Origin of the sequence: Natronorubrum tibetense GA33, from assembly GCF_000383975.1 — an archaeon.
Taxonomy (GTDB): domain Archaea; phylum Halobacteriota; class Halobacteria; order Halobacteriales; family Natrialbaceae; genus Natronorubrum; species Natronorubrum tibetense.
This window is the reverse complement of record NZ_KB913017.1, coordinates 3,021,338-3,039,403: the sequence shown is the minus strand read 5'-3', so window position 1 is coordinate 3,039,403 and position 18,066 is coordinate 3,021,338. Positions and strand designations below refer to the sequence as shown.

Below are 18,066 nucleotides of genomic sequence, written 5' to 3'. Positions count from 1 at the left end.
GTCGCACAAAAACGGGTGGCTCGCTACTCAGTCAAACTCGCGACGACCTCCGCCGGCGTCGCGTCGAACCCACCCGCCTTCGCCAGCGTCGCAGAGCCGCCGCCACCGCCCCCGAACTCGTCGGTCAGGTCGTCGATCACGGCCTCGGCAGAGTGCGACCCGCTCGTAGCCACGACGGCATACGGCGATCCGGCGTCACCGGCGATCACGATGATATCGGCGAGATCATCCGCGGCCCCGCTCGCGATCTCACCCGCCTCGTTCACGTCGACCGCCGCGACCGTCGTCGCGACCCACTTGAGTCCGTCCCGCTCGAACGGCTCCGCTCGCTCGAGGTCCGTTTCGACGAGTTCCCGGCGGAGCGACCGGACTTCGGCGGCGAGTTCGTCGCGTTCGCCCTCGAGTCGTTCGAGTTCGTCCCCGACATCCTCGAGGGACACGCCGAGCGCCCGTCGCGACGAGAGCGCGACGCGCTTTTCCGTTTCGCGGCGATCGATCGCGCGCGGGCCGACCGCGAGTTCGACTCGCGTCAGCCCCTTACCGGGGTTCGACCGGCCGAGAACGGTCACGGGGCCGACCTCCCGCGTGTTGCGGACGTGGGTTCCGCCACAGGCCGCGACGTCCCACGGGTCGCTCGAGCCGCCATCCCTGCGAACGAGTCCGTTGGTGGTTCCGTTGTCGTCCTCGCTTCCGATCGTCACGATCCGGAGGCGTCCCCTCCGGAAGGCACCCTCCTCGGTTGCCTCGTTGAACGCGATATCCTCGCGCTCTCGCGCGTCCGCGACGGGGATATCATCCCACGTCACCGGCCGCGATTCCCAGACTACCCGATTGACCAGCGTATCCAGTTCGAGCAGCGTCTCGTCGTCGAGTTCCGTGCTCGTCTCGAGGTCGACCCGGACCTTCTCCTCGCTGATGTCGAAGCCGCCGTAGCCGAGGTCCTCGAGAAGCCGTCTGCCGGCGCCGTAGAGCACGTGACTGGCAGTGTGGGCACGCATGCAGTACATCCGAAACGACCAGTCGATCGAGCAGAGCACGCGGTTGCCGACCCGGAACGACGGCTCCTCGGCGAGGACGTGGACGTGTTCGCCGTCGTCGTACCGAACGTTCGCGACCTCGATGCCGCCGATCGTGCCGCGATCGGCCGGCTGGCCGCCGCTCTCACCGTAGAAGTAACTCGTCTCGAGCCAGACCTCACGCCCGTCGATCGACGTCACCTCGGTTTCGAACCGCGTCGTGTACGGCTCTCGAGCCGCCCGTTGCCCGGTCATTGGGTGAACTCCGTCGTCCGCCATGAAAAGTCTGCTTGCCGAGCATCGCCCGCCCGCGTCGCGTTCGATCGGGGCGCGCCGGCGGTCGTGTCATCAGCCGCGGTCGATCTCGTCACTCCGCGAGCGTTACATCCAAGCGCTCCTCGAGCGCCTCGATCAGTCCGCCGCCGACCCCGGCCTGCGTCGCCCGTCCCTGTTCGACCGCGAGCAACTCTTTCTCGCGTGCGCCGAGTTCGTCGGCGAGTTCGTCGCGCTGGAGCCCGGCCTCCTGGCGCGCTTCGACCAGCTTCTCGCCGTAGTTCGAGACGAGATACGGGAGCGGGTCGTCGTCGTAGTTGGTCCCCTCTTTCTCCCAGTGTTCGGAGTCACCGTCCCAGACCGGGTTCGCCTTGGCGACGTTCTGGGCCGCCTTCTGCTTGCGGCTGGGACCGTCGCTCGAGGCGCTTCCACCGCTGTCCTGGGAACTGCGTTGCTGGTTCCGCGAACTCGACTTCTGCTGGTTGTCGTCGTGCGGTGCGCAGTCGGGACAGACCTCGAGTTCGGCCCCGGCAACGGTCGCGAGCCGGAGCCTGTTGCTCTCGGCCCCGCAGAGTTCGCAGTTCGTCCCACCGCCTCCGGACGAGGACCCGGTCGAATACTTAGCCATGGTATCCTTTGGCAACTGTCGCATTTTAAATCACCGCCTCAGTACGGGTCAGTTCCGTGTGACCTCGCCGCAGGCGCGCCTACAAAGGAAAGGGCTTTTATAATCACACTGGATACGATTGAGTGCAGAAAGACAAAGACGCAGCGAGCGTGGGTAGCCAAGCCAGGCCAACGGCGCAGCGTTGAGGGCGCTGTCCCGTAGGGGTCCGCCGGTTCAAATCCGGTCCCACGCATCGCATGGGTGGACGACGTCCACCATACACGATGCAGGTGATCTCCTCCGAGGACATCACCCACGCATAACTTCTGACGAAAACTACACTCCACAGCGAAAGCGCTGTGCTACAGAGCTAGGTACACGTACTCGAGCAGTACGAACACTGACCGAACCGCTATCGGCGGGGTCAGTCGGTTGATCTCGAGTCCGGACAGAAACCGCTTTCCTTCCGCGGCCGAACGGCCAAATATGGAGTATGTCCCTCGAGAACGCGTCACCTCCCTTACGGCAGTCTTGAGCGTCGTCTCGCTCGCGGTCGTCTTCGCCGCAGCGGGCGGCCAGATTCCGTCCTCGACGGTTCCAACAGCGCCGGAATGGTTCCTCGATCTGATTCCGCACGTCAACGTCCTCATCAGCGCGACGGCGATCGGAACGATTACGCTCGGCTGGCGGGCCATCCGTCGCGGCAACGTCGATAGACACCGCGTCGCGATGCTGTCGTCGTTCGCCCTATTCGCAGCCTTCCTCACGCTCTATCTCTACCGGCTGGTCGCGACCGGCGGGGCACAGCCGTTTCCCGGACCCGATGCCGTATACCAGTTCGTCTACCTCCCGATCCTCGCGATTCATATCCTCCTCGCGATCGTCTGTATACCGCTCGTCTACTACGCGCTCTTGCTCGCGTTCGCACACCCGATCGAGGAACTGCGACGAACCAGCCACGCCCGCTTCGGCCGATATGCGGCGGCGCTGTGGCTGATCTCGTTCTCGCTGGGGATCGTGGTTTACGTGCTGTTGCACGTGATCTACTCATAACAGTCGGTCTCACGGAGGACGACACCGTTGCATCCGTGAGCACGGAGTGAGCGAGCGGGCCGACGACTGACCCGACGCGGTTGGAACAAGCGAAGGGGAACGAGAGTGCTTTTTATCAACGCTTTACCGAGGGCCAGCTTTGCTGGCTCGAGATTCGAATGGCGCTTTGCACCTTCCGTCACCACGGAATACGCAGAGCGTTTTTCGAACGACAGCGAAATCGTTTGTTAGTCGTCGGCGTGCAGCGGTTTCTCGCCAAGTTCCGGCCGGGTGACGTCGCGGTCGGTCTCCTCGCCGTCGATATCGTATGGGTACTCGCCGGTCACGCAGCCGAGACAGAGATCGAGACGATCCTTCTCGAGCACCTCCGCGACCGCGTCGGTCGACAGGTACGCGAGGCTGTCGGCGTTGATCGTGTCGCGAATCTCCTCGGTCGACTTGTCCGAGGCAATCAGCTCTTCACGGGTGGCCATGTTGATACCCATATAACACGGCGCGATAATCTGCGGCGCACCGATTCGGACGTGGACCTTCTCGGCCCCGCAATCCTTGAGCAGTTGAACGAGCTGCGTCGAGGTGGTCCCGCGGACGATACTGTCGTCGATGACCGTGACGGTCTTGCCCTCGATGGTCGATTTGATCGGGTTGAGCTTGAGTCGCACCGCGCGTTCGCGCTCGTCCTGGGTCGGCATGATGAACGTCCGGCCGACGTATCGGTTCTTCATCAGCCCTTCGGCGAACTCGACGCCGTCGTCTTCCTCCTCCCGGGGCTCGCCATCGGCGGTGGTTTCGGTCGCCGCGTCGGCATAGCCGGCCGCGAACGCACGACCGGAGTCGGGTACCGGCATCACGACGTCGCTCTCGACGCCGCTTTCCTCCCAGAGCTTGCGACCGAGGTTTCGACGCGCCTCGTAGACCAGTGTCTCGTCGATGACGCTGTCCGGCCGCGCGAAGTAGACGTGTTCGAAGAAGCAGTGGGCCGTGTTCTCGTTCTCGATCAGCTGGTAGGAGTCGAATCCCTGGCCGTCTTTCTGCAGGACGACGAGTTCGCCCGGACGGACGTCCCGGACGAGTTCGCCGTCGAGCGTGTCGATCGCCGCCGATTCGGAGGCAAGGATGTAGCCGTCGTCGAGCTCCCCGATGCAGAGCGGCCGATTGCCCTGCGGGTCGCGCACGCCGAGAATCGTATCGTCGTGGCTGATCGTCAGCGAGTAGGAGCCGTGGATGCGCTGCATCGTGTGTTTGACGGCGCGCACGAGGTCCTCCTCGAGCAGGTTGCGCGCGAGGTCGTGGGCGATGACCTCGGTGTCGCCGTCGCTGGTGAAGGCGTGGCCCGTGGCGGCGAGTTCGTCCCGGATCTCGTCGGCGTTGACGAGGTTTCCGTTGTGGCTCAGGCCGAGCGAGCCGCTTTTGAACGAGACGGAAAAGGGCTGGGCACAGCAGGAGTCGACGGACCCCGCGGTGGGGTACCGAACGTGGCCGATCCCTGCCGCGCCGTTGAGCACGTCGAGGTCGTCCTCATCGAAGACGTCGCCGACGAGTCCCATCTCGACGTGGCTGTGCTGTTGAAAGCCGTCGTGCGTAACGATCCCCGCTGACTCCTGGCCGCGGTGCTGGAGTGCGTAGAGCGCGTAGTACAACGGTCGTGCCGCGTCTCGACCGTTCAGTGAGACGCCGACGACGCCACACTTCTCGGTCATTCCTGTTCGCCGGGGAGTCTCGCCCCGCCCATCAGTCATGGAAGTGAGTAGGCGCCCGAGTAGATAAAAATCCCCGTGTTTGTGCCTCACCCGTGGCCATCGACCCACGCTAATATCCACGAACATGCATACAAACCCGCAGATTGGGCCACGGGATCCGAATCACGATCCAGATGAGCTGACACGGACGAGCGGGAGGGGCGCTCCCGCGTGATGGTGCCTTCGTGAGCAGACAGGCACGAACGTGACTACGCTGGACAAAGAACGCTCGGAACCGGTCTGTCCCATGTCACGACGACCGGGGACTCCTCGCGAGTCGATGACACAGTGTTCAAGACGGTTGGCTCGAGTCCAGAACACATGCGACTCGAGGAGTACTGGGGCGTCGGGCCGAAGACGCGGGCGACGTTAGTCGAGGAGTTGGGAAACGAACGCGCGATTCGGGCGATCGAGAGCGGCGACGTACGGGCACTCTCGGACGCCGGACTCGCCCGCGGTCGAGCGACGCGAATCCTGCGACGCGCGACGGGCGGCGACGGGATGGAGGTGCTAGCGACGAGCGATGCGCGCTCGGCGTACAAGGAACTGCTCGATCTGGCGGTCGACCACGCGGTCACCCGGCGCGCGGCCGACCGGATCCGCGTGCTGACGCCGCTTTCGTCCCGCGACGCGATGGAGGATCGATTGGACGACGTCCTCGCGGCCCGCGACGCCTGGGCCGCCCTGTCGGAAAGCGATCGGGAGACCGTCCTCGAGGCCTACGCTAACTACGACGAGCGTGACGAGAGCGAACACGCGGCCGTCGAGGCCGCCCTGGCCCTGCTCGAGGCCGGCGTCGACTCAGGCCCGTTCGCGACGATCGCCGATCTCGAACCCGAGCGACTCGCGGAGGCGGCCGACGCCCTCGCGGCGCTCGACGGCGACCGCGGGCGAGTTCGTGCGGGTGCCGACGACGAACTCGATCGGCTGCGAGGTGCGCTCGGCACGATCGAGGACATGGACGCGAACGCCCTCGAACTGATCGACGAACTGCGCGCCGACGGCGTCCGCGACGTCGGCCAGTTCCGCGAGTCCTTCGAGGACCACCTCCTCAGCGAAACGGAGGTGACGATCGATCAGGTTCGCGAGGCGATGCCGTCCGACGCGACAGACGCGACGGACTTCGTCGGAGCCACGCTCCGAACCCTTCGAACCGATCTCACCGCAGCGATCGACGAGCGTGAGGAGACGGTCGCGAGCGATCTCGAGGAGACGCTCGAGGAGACCCGCGACGCCACCGACCAAGCCGTCTCAGCGGTCGACGACATCGCGCTCCACCTCTCGCTGGCACGGTTCGCGCTGGCATACGACTGTACGCGGCCGTCTTTTATCGACGGACAGGACGCAGCCGTCTCGGTCGTCAACGCGCGCAATCTCACGCTCGCTGCGACCGACGAAGAAGGTGTCCAGCCCGTCACCTACGCCCTCGGCGAGCACGGCGTGACCGAGGTCCCGGCGAGCGTGAACGCGGTCCCCGGCGAACAGCGCGTCTCCGTCCTCACCGGGGCGAACAGCGGCGGGAAGACGACCCTGCTCGAGACACTCTGTCAGGTCGTGTTGCTGGCGACGATGGGACTGCCCGTTCCCGCCGACCGGGCCGAGGTGACGCCGGTCGACTCGCTGGTCTTTCACCGCCGGCACGCGAGTTTCAACGCCGGCGTCCTCGAGTCGACGCTGCGCTCGATTGTGCCGCCACTGTCCGCCGGCGGACGTACCCTGATGCTGGTCGACGAGTTCGAGGCGATCACCGAACCGGGCAGCGCGGCGGATCTACTCCACGGCCTCGTCACGCTCTCCGTCAAACGCGATGCGCTGGGCGTGTTTGTTACCCATCTCGCGGACGATCTGGAGCCGCTCCCGCCGGAAGCCCGCGTTGACGGCATCTTCGCGGAGGGGCTGAATCCCGACCTCGAGTTACTGGTCGACTACCAGCCACGGTTCGACACCGTCGGTCGGTCGACGCCGGAGTTCATCGTCTCGCGGCTCGTCGCGAACGCGGACAGCCGAGGCGAGCGAGCCGGCTTCGAGACGCTGGCGGAGGCCGTCGGTAACGATGTCGTTCAGCGCACGCTGGCCGACGCCCGCTGGAGCGAGATTGACTGATCAGGTGTTGCCACCCTCCTCGTCGTCGTTTTCGCGATAGTCTCGGTTGCCTTCTCGAACCCGCTCGTCTCCGAGCCAGCAGTCCGGCGTCGGCGTGTACGACGAGTCCTCTAGCTTCGACGCTCCATACGTGTAGACCGTGCCGTCCTCGTCCTCGCAGACGCGCGCTTCGAGGTAGGCCTGGGCCGCGCGACGCGAGAGCGCCCCCATCTCGATCACGTCGGCGAGGGCCGTTTTGGTCGCGCGAAACCACGTTCGGACGCGCCGGTCGGCGGCGTCGTCCGCGACGGCGACGATCGCGCCGCGGCCGTCCTCGCGGCCGTCGCCCCACTCGAGCCAGCAGACGCGATAGGGCGAGACTCGGTAGTCAGCCCCGGGGGAGACGAGGTACAGCAGCTCGTAAATACAGGGGTCGAGATGAGCTGTAAGAACCCGTTCTCGGTCGATCGCGTTCGCGAGCAGATCTGGGTTGACCGCGCCGTCGGCCAGCGGCGCTTCGGCAGTGATCCGGTCGGCGAGGGAGACGCCGTCGCCGCCCCAGTGGCTGTAGCGGATGTCGTAACGCCGGTCGGGTCGCCGGTAGGCGACGAGCGCTCTATGGCCCATCGTTCACCCGGAGCGGAAAGCGTGGCTGGCCGTGTGCGTTCCTCGAGTGAGGGGCGGTGGTTGGGGAGTCCATCGCCGGTGCTGGCCGCCCGTCCCTATTTGAACCTGCGGACTGCGTGCCGAACCGATATAAAAAGCGATCTTGCATCGCCGTCCGTTCGAACCGACCGCTGCTACTCCGATCCGGACTCGAACCGACCCCGCTCGCGAAGGTCGAGTTCGCCGCAGTTCGGACAGCGCTCGCATGCCGTGTCGACGACGCTCCCGCACGACGGACACTGGTATTCGACGTCTCCACCGCCGATCGACAACGTGTCGCTGAGTCGCTCGAGAACGTTCACAGTGACAGGAGTAGCGAGCCGCGGCAAGTGAGCGGCGAGGTTGCATATGCACCGTGATCGACGAGCGAGGTCCCCGCCCCGAGGGAGTGTTCACGACCACGGAACCGCGAGCGCAACGCCGAAATCCTCTCAGCCCCTGCGTCTAAACGAACTCGATGGCCACGGAATACGACGCGGTCGTCTTCGACAACGACGGCGTACTGACGACACCGACGGATCGGGCGGTACTGGTCGACGCGATGTACGACGCTTTCGGGGATGTCGGCGTGATCGCCCCATCCGACGACCACGTTCGCACGCTGTTGAGGCCGAGCGTCGACTCACTGTACGACATCGCGGGCGCACACGATGTCGACCCCCACGAGCTCTGGACGGCGCGCGAATACGCGGCGATCGAGGCCCAACTCGAGGAGATCGAAGCCGGCCGGAAACGCCTTTACGACGACATCGACGCGCTCACGGGCCTCGAAACGGCGACAGCTATTGTCAGCAACAACCAGCACGAAACGATCGGCAACATCGTCGACCACTACGACCTCGACTGGTTCGACGACTGGTACGGCCGCGAGCCGACCGTCCAGGGGATCGATCGCAAGAAGCCGACGCCGTACTATCTCGACCTCGCGCTCTCTGAACTCGGCACCGAGAACGCGCTGTACGTGGGTGATAGCTGGGTGGATATTCAGGCGGCCGAAGCCGCGGGTATGGACGTCGCCTTCATCCGGCGACCGCACCGCGAGGGGTACGACCTCGAGCGAGCGCCGACGTACGAGATCGAGGGGCTCGACGCGATTCCGGATCTGGTGTGAGCCTCACTTCGTCGCTTCGACCCGCGCCTCGGCGCGCTTCTTGACCGCGGCGTTCATCGACGCGAAGCCGGCCTCGAGAGACTTCTGGTCGAACAGCAAGGGAACGAGCGCGCCGCGGAACGTCTCGCGGTGGAGCAATCGCGTTCGCCTCGCTTCGCTCGACTCACCGTCCTCGATCGGCTCTAAGTGGAACTCGTGGTAGCCGTCGAAGGCGAAGGGAACCACCAGTCGGCCGAGCCAGACGAGTCGGCGGTTCTCTTCGACGGCGATCACCTCCGGCTTGAACGTCATCCCGCGGGAGTTCGGCGGGTCGATCTGCACCCGAAGCCGTTCACCCTCGGTTGGTTCACCCTCGATCGCCCGGACGAACGGGTTCCATTCGGGATAGCTCTCGAACTCGAGGAGGACGTCCCAGACGACCTCCGGCGGGGCGTCGATCTCTTCGAACACCTCGATCTGGTTCATGCTAGCACGGATGCGCTCGAGCGATATGCCTGTGTTGCCGTCTCACTCCGGTACGTGAGGGGCGTAGTGGAGGCTCTCGCTGACCGGTCGATCGTCTAACCCCGAACCGTTGAAGGCACGCAGGGCGAACACAGTGGTATGGAACGAACGGGAACGATTCTCCGCGGCCGCGACTTCGAACCGGTGGAGGGACGAATCGTGATCGGCGACGACGGTCGGATCGAGGCCATCGAGGAAGCCTCGGTCGGCAGTTCGGATATCATCTGCCCGGCGTTCGTCAACGCCCACACGCACATCGGCGACTCGATCGCCAAGGAAGCGGGTCGCGGGCTCTCGCTCGAGGACCTGGTTGCCCCGCCGGACGGGCTGAAACACCGCTTACTTCGGCAGGCATCGAGCGACGAACTCGTCGACGCCATGCATCGATCCCTCCGGTTCATGCAGCGAGCCGGCACCGCGGCCTGTCTCGAGTTCCGCGAGGGCGACGTCGAGGGCGTCCGACAGCTCGAGGCCGCAGTGGAGGGCCTCGAGATCGACACCGTCGCCTTCGGTCGTGGCTCGATCGACGCAATGCACGCGGGCGACGGCTACGGCGCCAGCGGAGCCAACGACGCCGAGTTCGGCGACGAGCGAGCGGCGACGCTGGAGGCCGGTAAACCGTTCGGCATCCACGCGGGCGAAGTCGACGCGAGCGATATCCACCCCGCGCTGGATCTCGAGCCCGACTTTCTGGTCCACGTCGTCCACCCCGAGTCGGATCACCTCGAGCGAATCGCGGACCAAGAGGTGCCGATCGCGGTCTGTCCCCGATCGAATCTCGTGACAGATGTCGGGCTCTCGCCGTATTCGGAACTGAACGAGCGAACGACCCTCGCGCTCGGGACGGACAACGTGATGCTCAACTCGCCGTCGATGTTCCGGGAGATGGAGTTCCTCGCCAAACTCTCCGAGCTCTCGGCCGACGAAATCCTCCGGATGGCGACGATCAACGGCGCGGAAATCGCCGGACTCGAGTACGGGCTGGTCGAACCCGATCGGAAAGCGCGGCTGCTAGTTCTCGACGGCGACTCGGACAACCTCACGGGCGCCCGCGACCCCGTCCGGGCCGTGGTTCGTCGGGCCGGCGTCGACGACGTGCGCGAAGTCGTTCTCGAGGGCTGAACGCGTCGGTCAGCGGCACGTTCGACGGTCTCCCTCGTGTGAGTGACAGTGGCGGAACACGACAACAACGTTATTATACCATCGAGTGTTAAAAGTTCACATATAGCATGTACGACTGCATCCTCGTCCCGACCGACGGGTCGCCGGAGGTCGAACGCGCCCTCGAGCACGCGTTCGATCTGGCGCAGGCCCACCATGCGACGGTTCGGGCGATCTACGTCGTCAGCGTGGCCGGCTACGGCGGCCTGCCCATGGAAACGCCGCTGGACGGGATCGCCGGTGCGCTTCGCGAGGAGGGCGAGGCGGCCGTCGAGCGGGTCGAAGAACTCGCGCCGACCGACGTCGAGGTCGAAACGAGGGTGCTCGAGGGGTCGCCGAGTCGCGTCATCGTCGAGCACGCCCAGCCCGACGAGTGCGACCTCGTCGTCATGGGAACCCACGGCCGCGGTGGCATCGATCGACTCTTACTCGGCAGCGTCACGGAACGCGTCGTTCGACACGCGCCGATTCCGGTGTTGACCGTCCGGGTCGATTCGTCGGAACCGGGGGAACGGGCGGACGAAAAACAGCTCGCCGCCGAGTGACCGATCGACTCTCAGTCTTGGATGGAGCGGGTCAGACCGGCCGCAAGTGTTCACAGTCGCCAGCCGCGACCGTCTCCTGTCCGTCCTCGGTCTCGATCACGAGCGCGCCCGATTCGGTAACGTCGACGGCTTCCCCGACGATTTCGCCCGTTGCCCGCTCGACTCGCACTCGTTGGCCAAGCGTCAGCGCCAGCTCGCGCCATGCCGGGACGACGGCCTCGAGGTCGGTCCGGTAGCGGTCGAACTCCTCTAACAGCCGCTGGACGAATCGCCGACGGTCGACGTCGCCCACCTCGTCGCGGATACTCGTCGCGCCCTCGGGCAGCGCGTCCGTGTCGATGTTCGCGTTGATGCCGGGTCCGACGACGATCCAGTCGACGCGATCCGTCTCGCCTTCCATCTCCGTCAGGATCCCAGAGAGCTTGCGATACTCACCGTCTTCGCCGACGGGCACGACCACGTCGTTGGGCCACTTGATCCGCGCGTCGACGCCGGCCTCGCGGGCCGCCCGCGCCGTCGCGACCGACACCGCGAGTGTGTACAACGGTGCCTGCGCGGGCGCGATATCGGGTCGCGTAACGATACTCAGCCACACGCCGCCCGAGGGAGCCGACCACTCGCGCTCTAAGCGTCCCCGTCCGCCGACCTGTTCGTCCGCGAGCACGACCACGTCGGTCGCACCCTCGGATGCCAACTCGCGCGCGCGATCGTTCGTGCTCCCGATCGAGTCGTGGTACTCGATCGAGAACGGGGCCTCGAGTTCGTACTCGACCGCGGGACCGTTGTACGCCGTCACCGCGGCCAGTTCGTACCCATTCGGCCCGCTCTCGATTTCGAAACCGGCATCGCGGAGCGCGTCGATGTGTTTCCAGACGGCCGCCCGCGAGACGTCGAGCGACTCGGCCAGTTGCGGTCCCGACACCGGGCCCGCCGCGAGCGCCTCGAGGATCGATCGTCGCGTCTCGTTCGTGGTCATGCACTCGAGAGGGGTGCGCTCGTACTTGAATCGGCGGGATCCGAAGCCAATCGAACCACGTGCGGTGGCGCGCGCCGTCGGCCGACCGAGCGATAGCGAGGGCGGGTGACGATTTGCGCGAGGGATGAGTGAGCGAGCAGGGCGAGCGAACGAATCGGCTGGGGAGGACGTGGAAATCATCGTTGCCAGCGCGAGCAGCGTATTCGACGTCACCGTTACTTCTCGCAAAAATTGGCCCGGAACAGCCTCGTCTAGAGCAACTGATCGGCGATAATCCCCTTCTGAATCTCGCTCGTTCCGTCGTAGATCTTCGTGACCCGGGCGTCCCGGTAGAACCGCTCGACTGGATGATCGGAGACATAGCCCGCTCCCCCGTGAACCTGCAGCGCGTCGTCGGTGACCTCGACGGCGCGCTCGCTCGCGAACAGTTTCGCCATCGAGGCGAGTCGCGTCGCTCGGTCGGTGTCGCCCGACTCGAGGCTCGCCGCCGCCCGATACGCCAGCGATCGACCGGCCTCCACGCTCGTCGCCATCTCGGCGAGTGTGTGCCGAATCGCCTGAAACTCCGAAATCTTCCGATCGAACTGCTCGCGCTCGGTGGCGTAGGAGATCGCCTCCTCGAGTGCGGCCTGTGCCACCCCGGTCGCCTGCGCGGCGACGTCGACGCGGGCAGGTGCGAAGAACTCCATCAGCTGGTAAAAGCCCCGGTCGACCTCGCCGACGACGTTTTCCTCCGGAACGCGAAGCCCGTCGAGAACGATTTCCGCGGTGTCCTGCGCTTTGATCCCCAACTTGTTCGTGATCCGCGTCGCGTCGTAGCCGTCGACGGCGGTCGGCGTGAGAAACGCGGTGATTCCGCCGTGTCCCTGCTCCGGCGAGGTCTTGGCCATGATGATCGTCACGTCCGCCACGGTGCCGTTCGTGATCCACATTTTCTGGCCGTTGATGACCCACTCATCACCATCCTTTTCGGCACGGGTTTCCATCCCCGCCACGTTCGAGCCGTGTGCGGGTTCCGAAATTCCCGTCGCAATGGGTGTCTCGCCGGCCGTCACCTTCGGCAGCCACTTCTCGCACATCCACTCGTCGCCGTACTCGAGGAGCATCCCGGTCCCGAAGTCGGCCGCGGCGATCGAGCCGCCGACGCCGGGATCGGCGCGCCACAGCTGTTCGGTGACGATGGCCGTCGAAATCGCGTCCATCCCGGCCCCGCCGTAGGCCTCGGGGACGTGTGGCGCGACGAGGTCGAGTTCAGCCGCGTTCGACAGCAGATCCGCGGGGTACCGCTGCTCGGCTTCGTACTCCGCCGCGATCGGCCGGATCTCTTCGGCGCCGAACTCCCGAACCGCGTCGCGGATGGCTTCCTGTTCCGATGTGAGATGAAACGACATACCCTACCCTCACGTCGAACGAGCGTCAACGCATCGCCGAAATTCTGACACGCTGCCGGTGTAACAAAGAGGTCTAGTCCGTCGATTAGGCCACTAGTCGATCAGTCGACCGATTGGTCAACCGGCCGACCGCTCAGTCCCGGATCTCGAGCAACTTCTCCCGTCCCGGCGCGATCAGTTCGTCGAGGTAAGTCGCGAGCGTCCCCTTCGCATCGGCGGGGTGGAGTTCGCCGGACTCGAGGTCCGCGGCCAGATCCTCGTAGGCCTCGTAGGTCAGGTCGCCACCGTACTTGTCGGGACGCTCGACGACGACTTCCTCGAAGCGCGGGAAGACGTGGTACTCGAACAGTTCGAGGACTGGGTTCTCGAGGTCGCCCTCCGGATCCCGCGTCGGTGGACAAAAGGCCGAGTTGACCTTCTCCTCGAGATCGTCCGTCGAGTCCTCCATCGAGATCGTAACTCCCTCGCTCGAGGACATCTTGCCCTCGCCGCTGGTGAGATCGGCGACGATCGGGGTGTGAAGTGCGGGCCGGACGTCGTAGCCGAGTTCGGGCAGTTCCTCGCGGGCGAGCATGTGGACCTTGCGCTGGTCAAGTCCGCCGACGGCCAGATCGAGGTCGAGATATTCGATGTCCAGACACTGCATGAGCGGGTAGACGACGTGGCTGACCTTTGCGGTCTCGCCGCCCTGAATCTCGGCCATCGCGCGCTGGGCGCGGTTGAGCGTCGTCGAAAGCTCGAGTTCGTGCAGATCGAGGGTGTACTCCTCGTCGAGTTGGAACTCGGAGCCGTAGACGAACTCGGTGTTGTCCTCGTCGAGCCCGTAGGCCACGAACTGGGCTTTCATCTGCTCGGCCGTGTCGCGGATCTCCTCGAAGGTGCCTTTCCCGTTGAGGTAGGCGTGGACGTCGGCGAGCAGGACGACGACCTCCATGCCCGCCTCCTGAAGGTCGATGAGCTTGTTTGCCGTCAGCAGGTGCCCGAGATGGAGCACGCCGGAGGGCTCGTAGCCGACGTAGGCGCGCTTGCCGGCGGGGTCGTCGGCGAGTTCGCGCACCTCCTCGTCGGTGACGACCTCCTCGGCGTTTCGCATAATCAGGTCGTAGGTATCCATGTGTTGACTGAAGCGGGAGGAGGTATTTATACCCGATGAATCGTCCGGGCGGTCGTCGAGGCGACCCGATTCGGTCTCGGCCGGAGCCCTCAGGCGGTCGCGTCCCGAAAGACGGCGGCCCCACCCTGTTGGACGTGAATCCGGTATCCCTCGTAGGTAAATTCGAGTTCCGCGTTCGCGGTCGGAGACGGCGGCGACGACAAAAGCGAGTCGACCACCTCGTCGATGCAGTTGTATATCGGATCGAGTTCGGTTTCGGGGACGCTCTCGAGGTCGGCGACGATTTCGACGAGCCGAATCTCCGGTGCTTCCTGCGTCGTGTCGAGATCCAGACGGGCGACGACATCGTCGTCCGGCGGATCGATCCACTCGTTCATCAGTGATAACAGCAAGTATCGCGAGCAGTGTAACAGTACTACCGGCGGTAGCATGGCCGTCCGCTCGCCGTTCGGCGATATCGCATGTGCCTGCCGAACACCCTTTTCGGTGGGCCTCGTACAGTCTCCGATGGGTTACAGAGAGGACTTCGTCAACGCCGTTCGCCGAAGTACGTGGCCACAGCTCCACTACCTGATCTCCGGGAGCTTCGACGGCTACGCCGTCAGCCACACCACGGCCGACGAGTACGCGCTGACGACCCGCTGCTCGGAGGAACGTCTCGAGGAGATTCTTTCCGAACTCGGTTTCTCGCGCAACCCGATCGCGTCGCTGAAGGTCCGCACGGACGGGAACACCTCCGAGGGGTCGTGGGTCTGGCGGGCGTCGCCGCTGGCGGACATGCAACTGCACATCGTCCTCCACGAGGTCGAAAACGCCGAAAAGGTCGACGTCTACGCCCACTGGGAGTGCTCGTGGATCCGCCACCCCTACAAACACTACGTCGCCCGCGGCTACGATGCCGAGAAAGGCGTCGAACTGGCCCGCCGCTGGCTGATCAACTACGACGAGGAGTGTCTCAACGGCTCCGACGGCATCGACTACGAGGTCGACGACTCGTTCACGCGCCAGGCGAGCGAGTACCTCTCGATCTCGTACTATCAGGTCGAAGAAGCGGTCGCAAGCGCCAGATCTCGGCTGCCGTACGTCAGCGGCGACGGCTCGCTCGAGATCGACCGGGAGGGTGAACGGGACGGCGTGTCGCCACGGGCCGTCGATCGTTGAGTAGAAAGAGGCTACGAGTACTGCAATCATCCGTCGGGAGGCTACAGTGAACTAATACTCCTCTTTGGCGGCCGCCAAATCCGAATGTGGGTTTATATCCCCCAAGCAGAATTTGGTAGCACAGAGACAGATGGCTCCCCTCCCGCCCTGGATCGACACCCGGATCGACGACGATCTGAACAAGAAACTAACCCAGCGACACGTCGTCGAAACGATGTTCGCAGCCGACCGGCCGTACTTTTCGGCCGAACAGATCCGTGCCCGGGTGCGCCCGGACGTGAGCAAAGAGACCGTCCGGCTCCGGTTGAACGAACTCCTCGAAATGGACGTCATCGCCGTTGAGACGTACCCGGAATCGATCACGCTGTACTACATCAACCACCCGGAATCGCAGTGGCCGCTGAGCCCCGAAGGGAAAGACGCGCTCTCGTACGAAACGCCGCTCGACACCCTCACGGTCGGTGATTTCGTCCGGCTCCGGAATCCGGCCGGGATCAGGACACTGGTCCTCGCTGGCTTCCAGTTGAGTATGGTCCTCTTTGCGGTCGGGGTCGTCGCCCCGCTGCTCGCGAGCGATCCCATCGTCCAGAGCTCGAACGCGTACTGGGAAGTGGCGGGGAACCTCTTCGTCGTCTGTTTCGTCCTCTTGGCCCTCGAGCGGATCGCCCGCAAGCTTCGGACCGGCGGTGTGCTCGCCGGGGGCGTACGCTCCGGGCGAACAGACTCGAACTGAACGCACCCGTGCTGACGCCACTCACTGACGACAGAACACGACGCACACATGTCTAACGAACACGATCACACGACGACGGCATCGACATCGACGACGCAACCAGGACCGGCGCTCCTCGAGGAGCGGACGCTCGCGGGCATCTTCGTCCACGTTCTCGGGCTCGGAACCGGGTTCGTCCTCCCGGCGCTCGTCTATCTGGTCGCCGAGCACGAGTTCACGCGCGAGAACGCCCGGAACGCGTTTAACTGGCAAGTGATCATCACCGGCGTCTTCGCCACACTCTTCGGCCTTCTCGCAGCCGGGTTCGCCATCGATTCGATAGCTTCCGAGAACTCGCCCCTCCAGTACCTCGCGATGGCGTTTTTGCTCGTCGCCGTGGCAGGACTCTTCGGATCCACGTTCGTCTTTCTGGTGAATTTCGCATTCGGACTGATCGCGATGGGGAAAGCGATCTTCGGGAGCGCGTGGTCGTACCCGCTCGCGCCTGATTTCGTCGGCTGGCTTGCCTCGAGGGTCGACAACAACGTCGGCTGGTGGAAACTTCTCGTCCCCCACGCCCTCGTCGCGCCGGCTGCGGGGGCGTATCTCGGCTGGGTGGTTCTCGAGCCGGGGGCAGAAAGCGACGCGGTGTTCTTCGCCGGGTTCGGCCTCGTACTGGCACTTCTTCTCACGTCGGTGCTCACGCCGGGCGTGCTCGTCCGGGATATGCGAGCCGTCGCGAAGACGGGCACCTCGTGGCGACCGAGTTGGCTCACGTACGTCGGCGGTCCGGCGGTGGTCGCCGCGCTCACGTACGTCGTGGCAGCGCTGCAGTTCAACTCGGCAAACCCGGCCGGCGATGCGATCTACGGCTTCGCGGGCGCGCTCTGGATCGCTGTGATCATCTACCTGATCAGACGGTATCGACAGGTCGACTCATCATAACAGGGGGCAGGAACCACGGTTACCAAGACCCCACTGACGTTACAACCCGCTTCGAATCCGATTTTCCGCATCCTCGAGCGCCGCCTCCCGATCGAACTCGTCGATGACTCGCTGCAGTTCCGCCTCGTCGGCGTCGGCCAGTTCGTGCGCGTGGTCGGTCATGTTCGGTACGGCGCGGATGATGTTGTCCACGATCGGCACCTCGGCGACCCGTGGCGACCGCGAGAGGGGGTTCAGGTCGATCACGATCTCGGTTTTCCCCATCTCGTTCAACGCCTCGGCACGGTCGCCGTCCTCGAGGGGGACGAGCACGACGTCGGCGGCGTAGATCCCGTCCTCGTCGACCTTCGCGCGCTGGTGGTCGAGGTTCGGAATGCGAGCGTCGGCCTCGAGGCCCTTGACATCCTCCGCGCCGTGCTCGCGCAAGTGGGCCGCGATCGCGCCGATCCGCTCTGGCGTGCGGTTGAAGAGGTTGACCTCGAGGTCCGCACCGGTTGCCGCGGCCAGGTCGGCCATCTCGCCCGGAACCAGTGCAGCGACGTTGCCGTTGATCGAGAGCACGGGATGGTCGGCCAGCAGGAGGTGAGCCGCGGCCGCTCGCTCCGCCGCGTCCGCACTCGGAATCGTTTCCTCACCGAGCAGGTAGTCGAAGGCGCTCCCGCGACCTTCGGCGTGCATCCCCTGTAGGTGCGTGATCCCCTTCTCGACACCTTTCTCGATCCGATGGCGCGTCAGCAGGTCCTGGTATCTGGGATGGTCCTCCGGTATCTCCTCTTCGTGCTCGACGTCGGCGGAGACGGTGTCGTAATCGGTCACGATCGATCACTGGATTCGGTCGATAAAAAACAGACCGATCCGTCGGATAGAGTAGCTACTGACAGTCAGTGTACACCCGATCGCAGAACGGCGTTGCGATCGGTGTGTGTATCGTTTCAGTTGTTACTATAGCTGCGGCCGGTCGAGATGCCAGTCCGAACGAGTCGGAGGGCGTTGGTACGACGGATCGACGC

18 protein-coding genes and 1 tRNA gene are annotated in these 18,066 nt (G+C 64.8%); 9 read left to right on the top strand and 10 right to left on the bottom strand.

Annotated elements, in window-relative coordinates; translation table 11 throughout:
• Window positions 1-23: 23 nt before the first annotated feature.
• Window positions 24-1,271: an alanyl-tRNA editing protein gene (locus tag NATTI_RS0115770; protein ID WP_006090474.1), complete on the bottom strand. Its 1,248-nt coding sequence runs from the start codon at window positions 1,269-1,271 to the stop codon at window positions 24-26.
• 112 nt (window positions 1,272-1,383) lie between these two features.
• The gene (locus tag NATTI_RS0115765) at window positions 1,384-1,917 is read right to left on the bottom strand and encodes a helix-turn-helix domain-containing protein (RefSeq protein WP_006090473.1); all 534 of its coding nucleotides are present in this window, start codon (window positions 1,915-1,917) and stop codon (window positions 1,384-1,386) included.
• A gap of 147 nt (window positions 1,918-2,064) precedes the next feature.
• Here NATTI_RS0115765 and NATTI_RS0115760 point away from each other — a divergent pair.
• Window positions 2,065-2,149: transfer RNA gene (locus NATTI_RS0115760), tRNA-Leu, on the top strand.
• 233 nt (window positions 2,150-2,382) lie between these two features.
• Window positions 2,383-2,949, top strand: coding sequence for a DUF420 domain-containing protein (locus tag NATTI_RS0115755; RefSeq protein WP_006090472.1), 567 nt, complete (start codon window positions 2,383-2,385; stop codon window positions 2,947-2,949).
• A gap of 227 nt (window positions 2,950-3,176) precedes the next feature.
• Here NATTI_RS0115755 and purF read toward each other — a convergent pair whose 3' ends face one another.
• Window positions 3,177-4,649, bottom strand: coding sequence for an amidophosphoribosyltransferase (purF, locus tag NATTI_RS0115750; RefSeq protein WP_006090471.1), 1,473 nt, complete (start codon window positions 4,647-4,649; stop codon window positions 3,177-3,179).
• A gap of 360 nt (window positions 4,650-5,009) precedes the next feature.
• Between purF and NATTI_RS0115745 the strand changes: the two genes are divergently transcribed.
• Window positions 5,010-6,791, top strand: coding sequence for a MutS-related protein (locus NATTI_RS0115745; protein ID WP_006090470.1), 1,782 nt, complete (start codon window positions 5,010-5,012; stop codon window positions 6,789-6,791).
• Here the strand turns inward: NATTI_RS0115745 and NATTI_RS0115740 are convergent, their stop codons facing one another.
• Window positions 6,792-7,397 carry a DUF6735 family protein gene (locus tag NATTI_RS0115740; RefSeq protein WP_006090469.1) on the bottom strand — a complete coding sequence of 202 codons (606 nt, stop codon included), beginning with the start codon at window positions 7,395-7,397 and terminating at the stop codon, window positions 6,792-6,794.
• 496 nt (window positions 7,398-7,893) lie between these two features.
• Between NATTI_RS0115740 and NATTI_RS0115730 the strand changes: the two genes are divergently transcribed.
• Window positions 7,894-8,547, top strand: coding sequence for an HAD family hydrolase (locus NATTI_RS0115730; RefSeq protein WP_006090467.1), 654 nt, complete (start codon window positions 7,894-7,896; stop codon window positions 8,545-8,547).
• Between the two features lie 3 nt (window positions 8,548-8,550).
• Here the strand turns inward: NATTI_RS0115730 and NATTI_RS0115725 are convergent, their stop codons facing one another.
• Window positions 8,551-9,012, bottom strand: a complete 462-nt coding sequence (locus NATTI_RS0115725; protein ID WP_006090466.1) for an SRPBCC domain-containing protein — start codon at window positions 9,010-9,012, stop codon at window positions 8,551-8,553.
• 138 nt (window positions 9,013-9,150) lie between these two features.
• Between NATTI_RS0115725 and NATTI_RS0115720 the strand changes: the two genes are divergently transcribed.
• Both NATTI_RS0115720 and NATTI_RS0115715 read left to right on the top strand, forming a co-directional pair.
• On the top strand, window positions 9,151-10,173 hold the full coding sequence (locus NATTI_RS0115720; protein WP_006090465.1) for an amidohydrolase family protein: 1,023 nt from the start codon (window positions 9,151-9,153) through the stop codon (window positions 10,171-10,173).
• A 107-nt stretch (window positions 10,174-10,280) separates the two neighbouring features.
• Complete coding sequence (locus NATTI_RS0115715; protein ID WP_006090464.1) at window positions 10,281-10,757, top strand: universal stress protein; 477 nt, start codon at window positions 10,281-10,283, stop codon at window positions 10,755-10,757.
• A gap of 31 nt (window positions 10,758-10,788) precedes the next feature.
• Here the strand turns inward: NATTI_RS0115715 and NATTI_RS0115710 are convergent, their stop codons facing one another.
• From NATTI_RS0115710 to NATTI_RS0115695, 4 genes are all read right to left on the bottom strand, one after another.
• The gene (locus NATTI_RS0115710; RefSeq protein WP_006090463.1) at window positions 10,789-11,733 is read right to left on the bottom strand and encodes a biotin--[acetyl-CoA-carboxylase] ligase; all 945 of its coding nucleotides are present in this window, start codon (window positions 11,731-11,733) and stop codon (window positions 10,789-10,791) included.
• Window positions 11,734-11,984: 251 nt separating this feature from the next.
• Complete coding sequence (locus NATTI_RS0115705; RefSeq protein WP_006090462.1) at window positions 11,985-13,124, bottom strand: acyl-CoA dehydrogenase family protein; 1,140 nt, start codon at window positions 13,122-13,124, stop codon at window positions 11,985-11,987.
• Window positions 13,125-13,257: 133 nt separating this feature from the next.
• A complete protein-coding gene (locus NATTI_RS0115700) occupies window positions 13,258-14,238 on the bottom strand; it encodes a tyrosine--tRNA ligase (protein WP_006090461.1) in 981 nt (326 codons plus the stop codon).
• A gap of 89 nt (window positions 14,239-14,327) precedes the next feature.
• Window positions 14,328-14,615, bottom strand: coding sequence for a HalOD1 output domain-containing protein (locus NATTI_RS0115695; protein ID WP_006090460.1), 288 nt, complete (start codon window positions 14,613-14,615; stop codon window positions 14,328-14,330).
• Between the two features lie 130 nt (window positions 14,616-14,745).
• Between NATTI_RS0115695 and NATTI_RS0115690 the strand changes: the two genes are divergently transcribed.
• From NATTI_RS0115690 to NATTI_RS0115680, 3 genes are all read left to right on the top strand, one after another.
• Complete coding sequence (locus NATTI_RS0115690) at window positions 14,746-15,399, top strand: hypothetical protein (protein WP_006090459.1); 654 nt, start codon at window positions 14,746-14,748, stop codon at window positions 15,397-15,399.
• Window positions 15,400-15,529: 130 nt separating this feature from the next.
• Window positions 15,530-16,132, top strand: a complete 603-nt coding sequence (locus NATTI_RS0115685) for a helix-turn-helix domain-containing protein (RefSeq protein WP_006090458.1) — start codon at window positions 15,530-15,532, stop codon at window positions 16,130-16,132.
• Between the two features lie 48 nt (window positions 16,133-16,180).
• Window positions 16,181-17,056, top strand: a complete 876-nt coding sequence (locus tag NATTI_RS0115680; protein ID WP_006090457.1) for a DUF4870 domain-containing protein — start codon at window positions 16,181-16,183, stop codon at window positions 17,054-17,056.
• A 39-nt stretch (window positions 17,057-17,095) separates the two neighbouring features.
• Here NATTI_RS0115680 and NATTI_RS0115675 read toward each other — a convergent pair whose 3' ends face one another.
• The gene (locus NATTI_RS0115675) at window positions 17,096-17,872 is read right to left on the bottom strand and encodes a 4-phosphopantoate--beta-alanine ligase (RefSeq protein ID WP_006090456.1); all 777 of its coding nucleotides are present in this window, start codon (window positions 17,870-17,872) and stop codon (window positions 17,096-17,098) included.
• Between the last annotated feature and the right edge of the window lie 194 nt (window positions 17,873-18,066).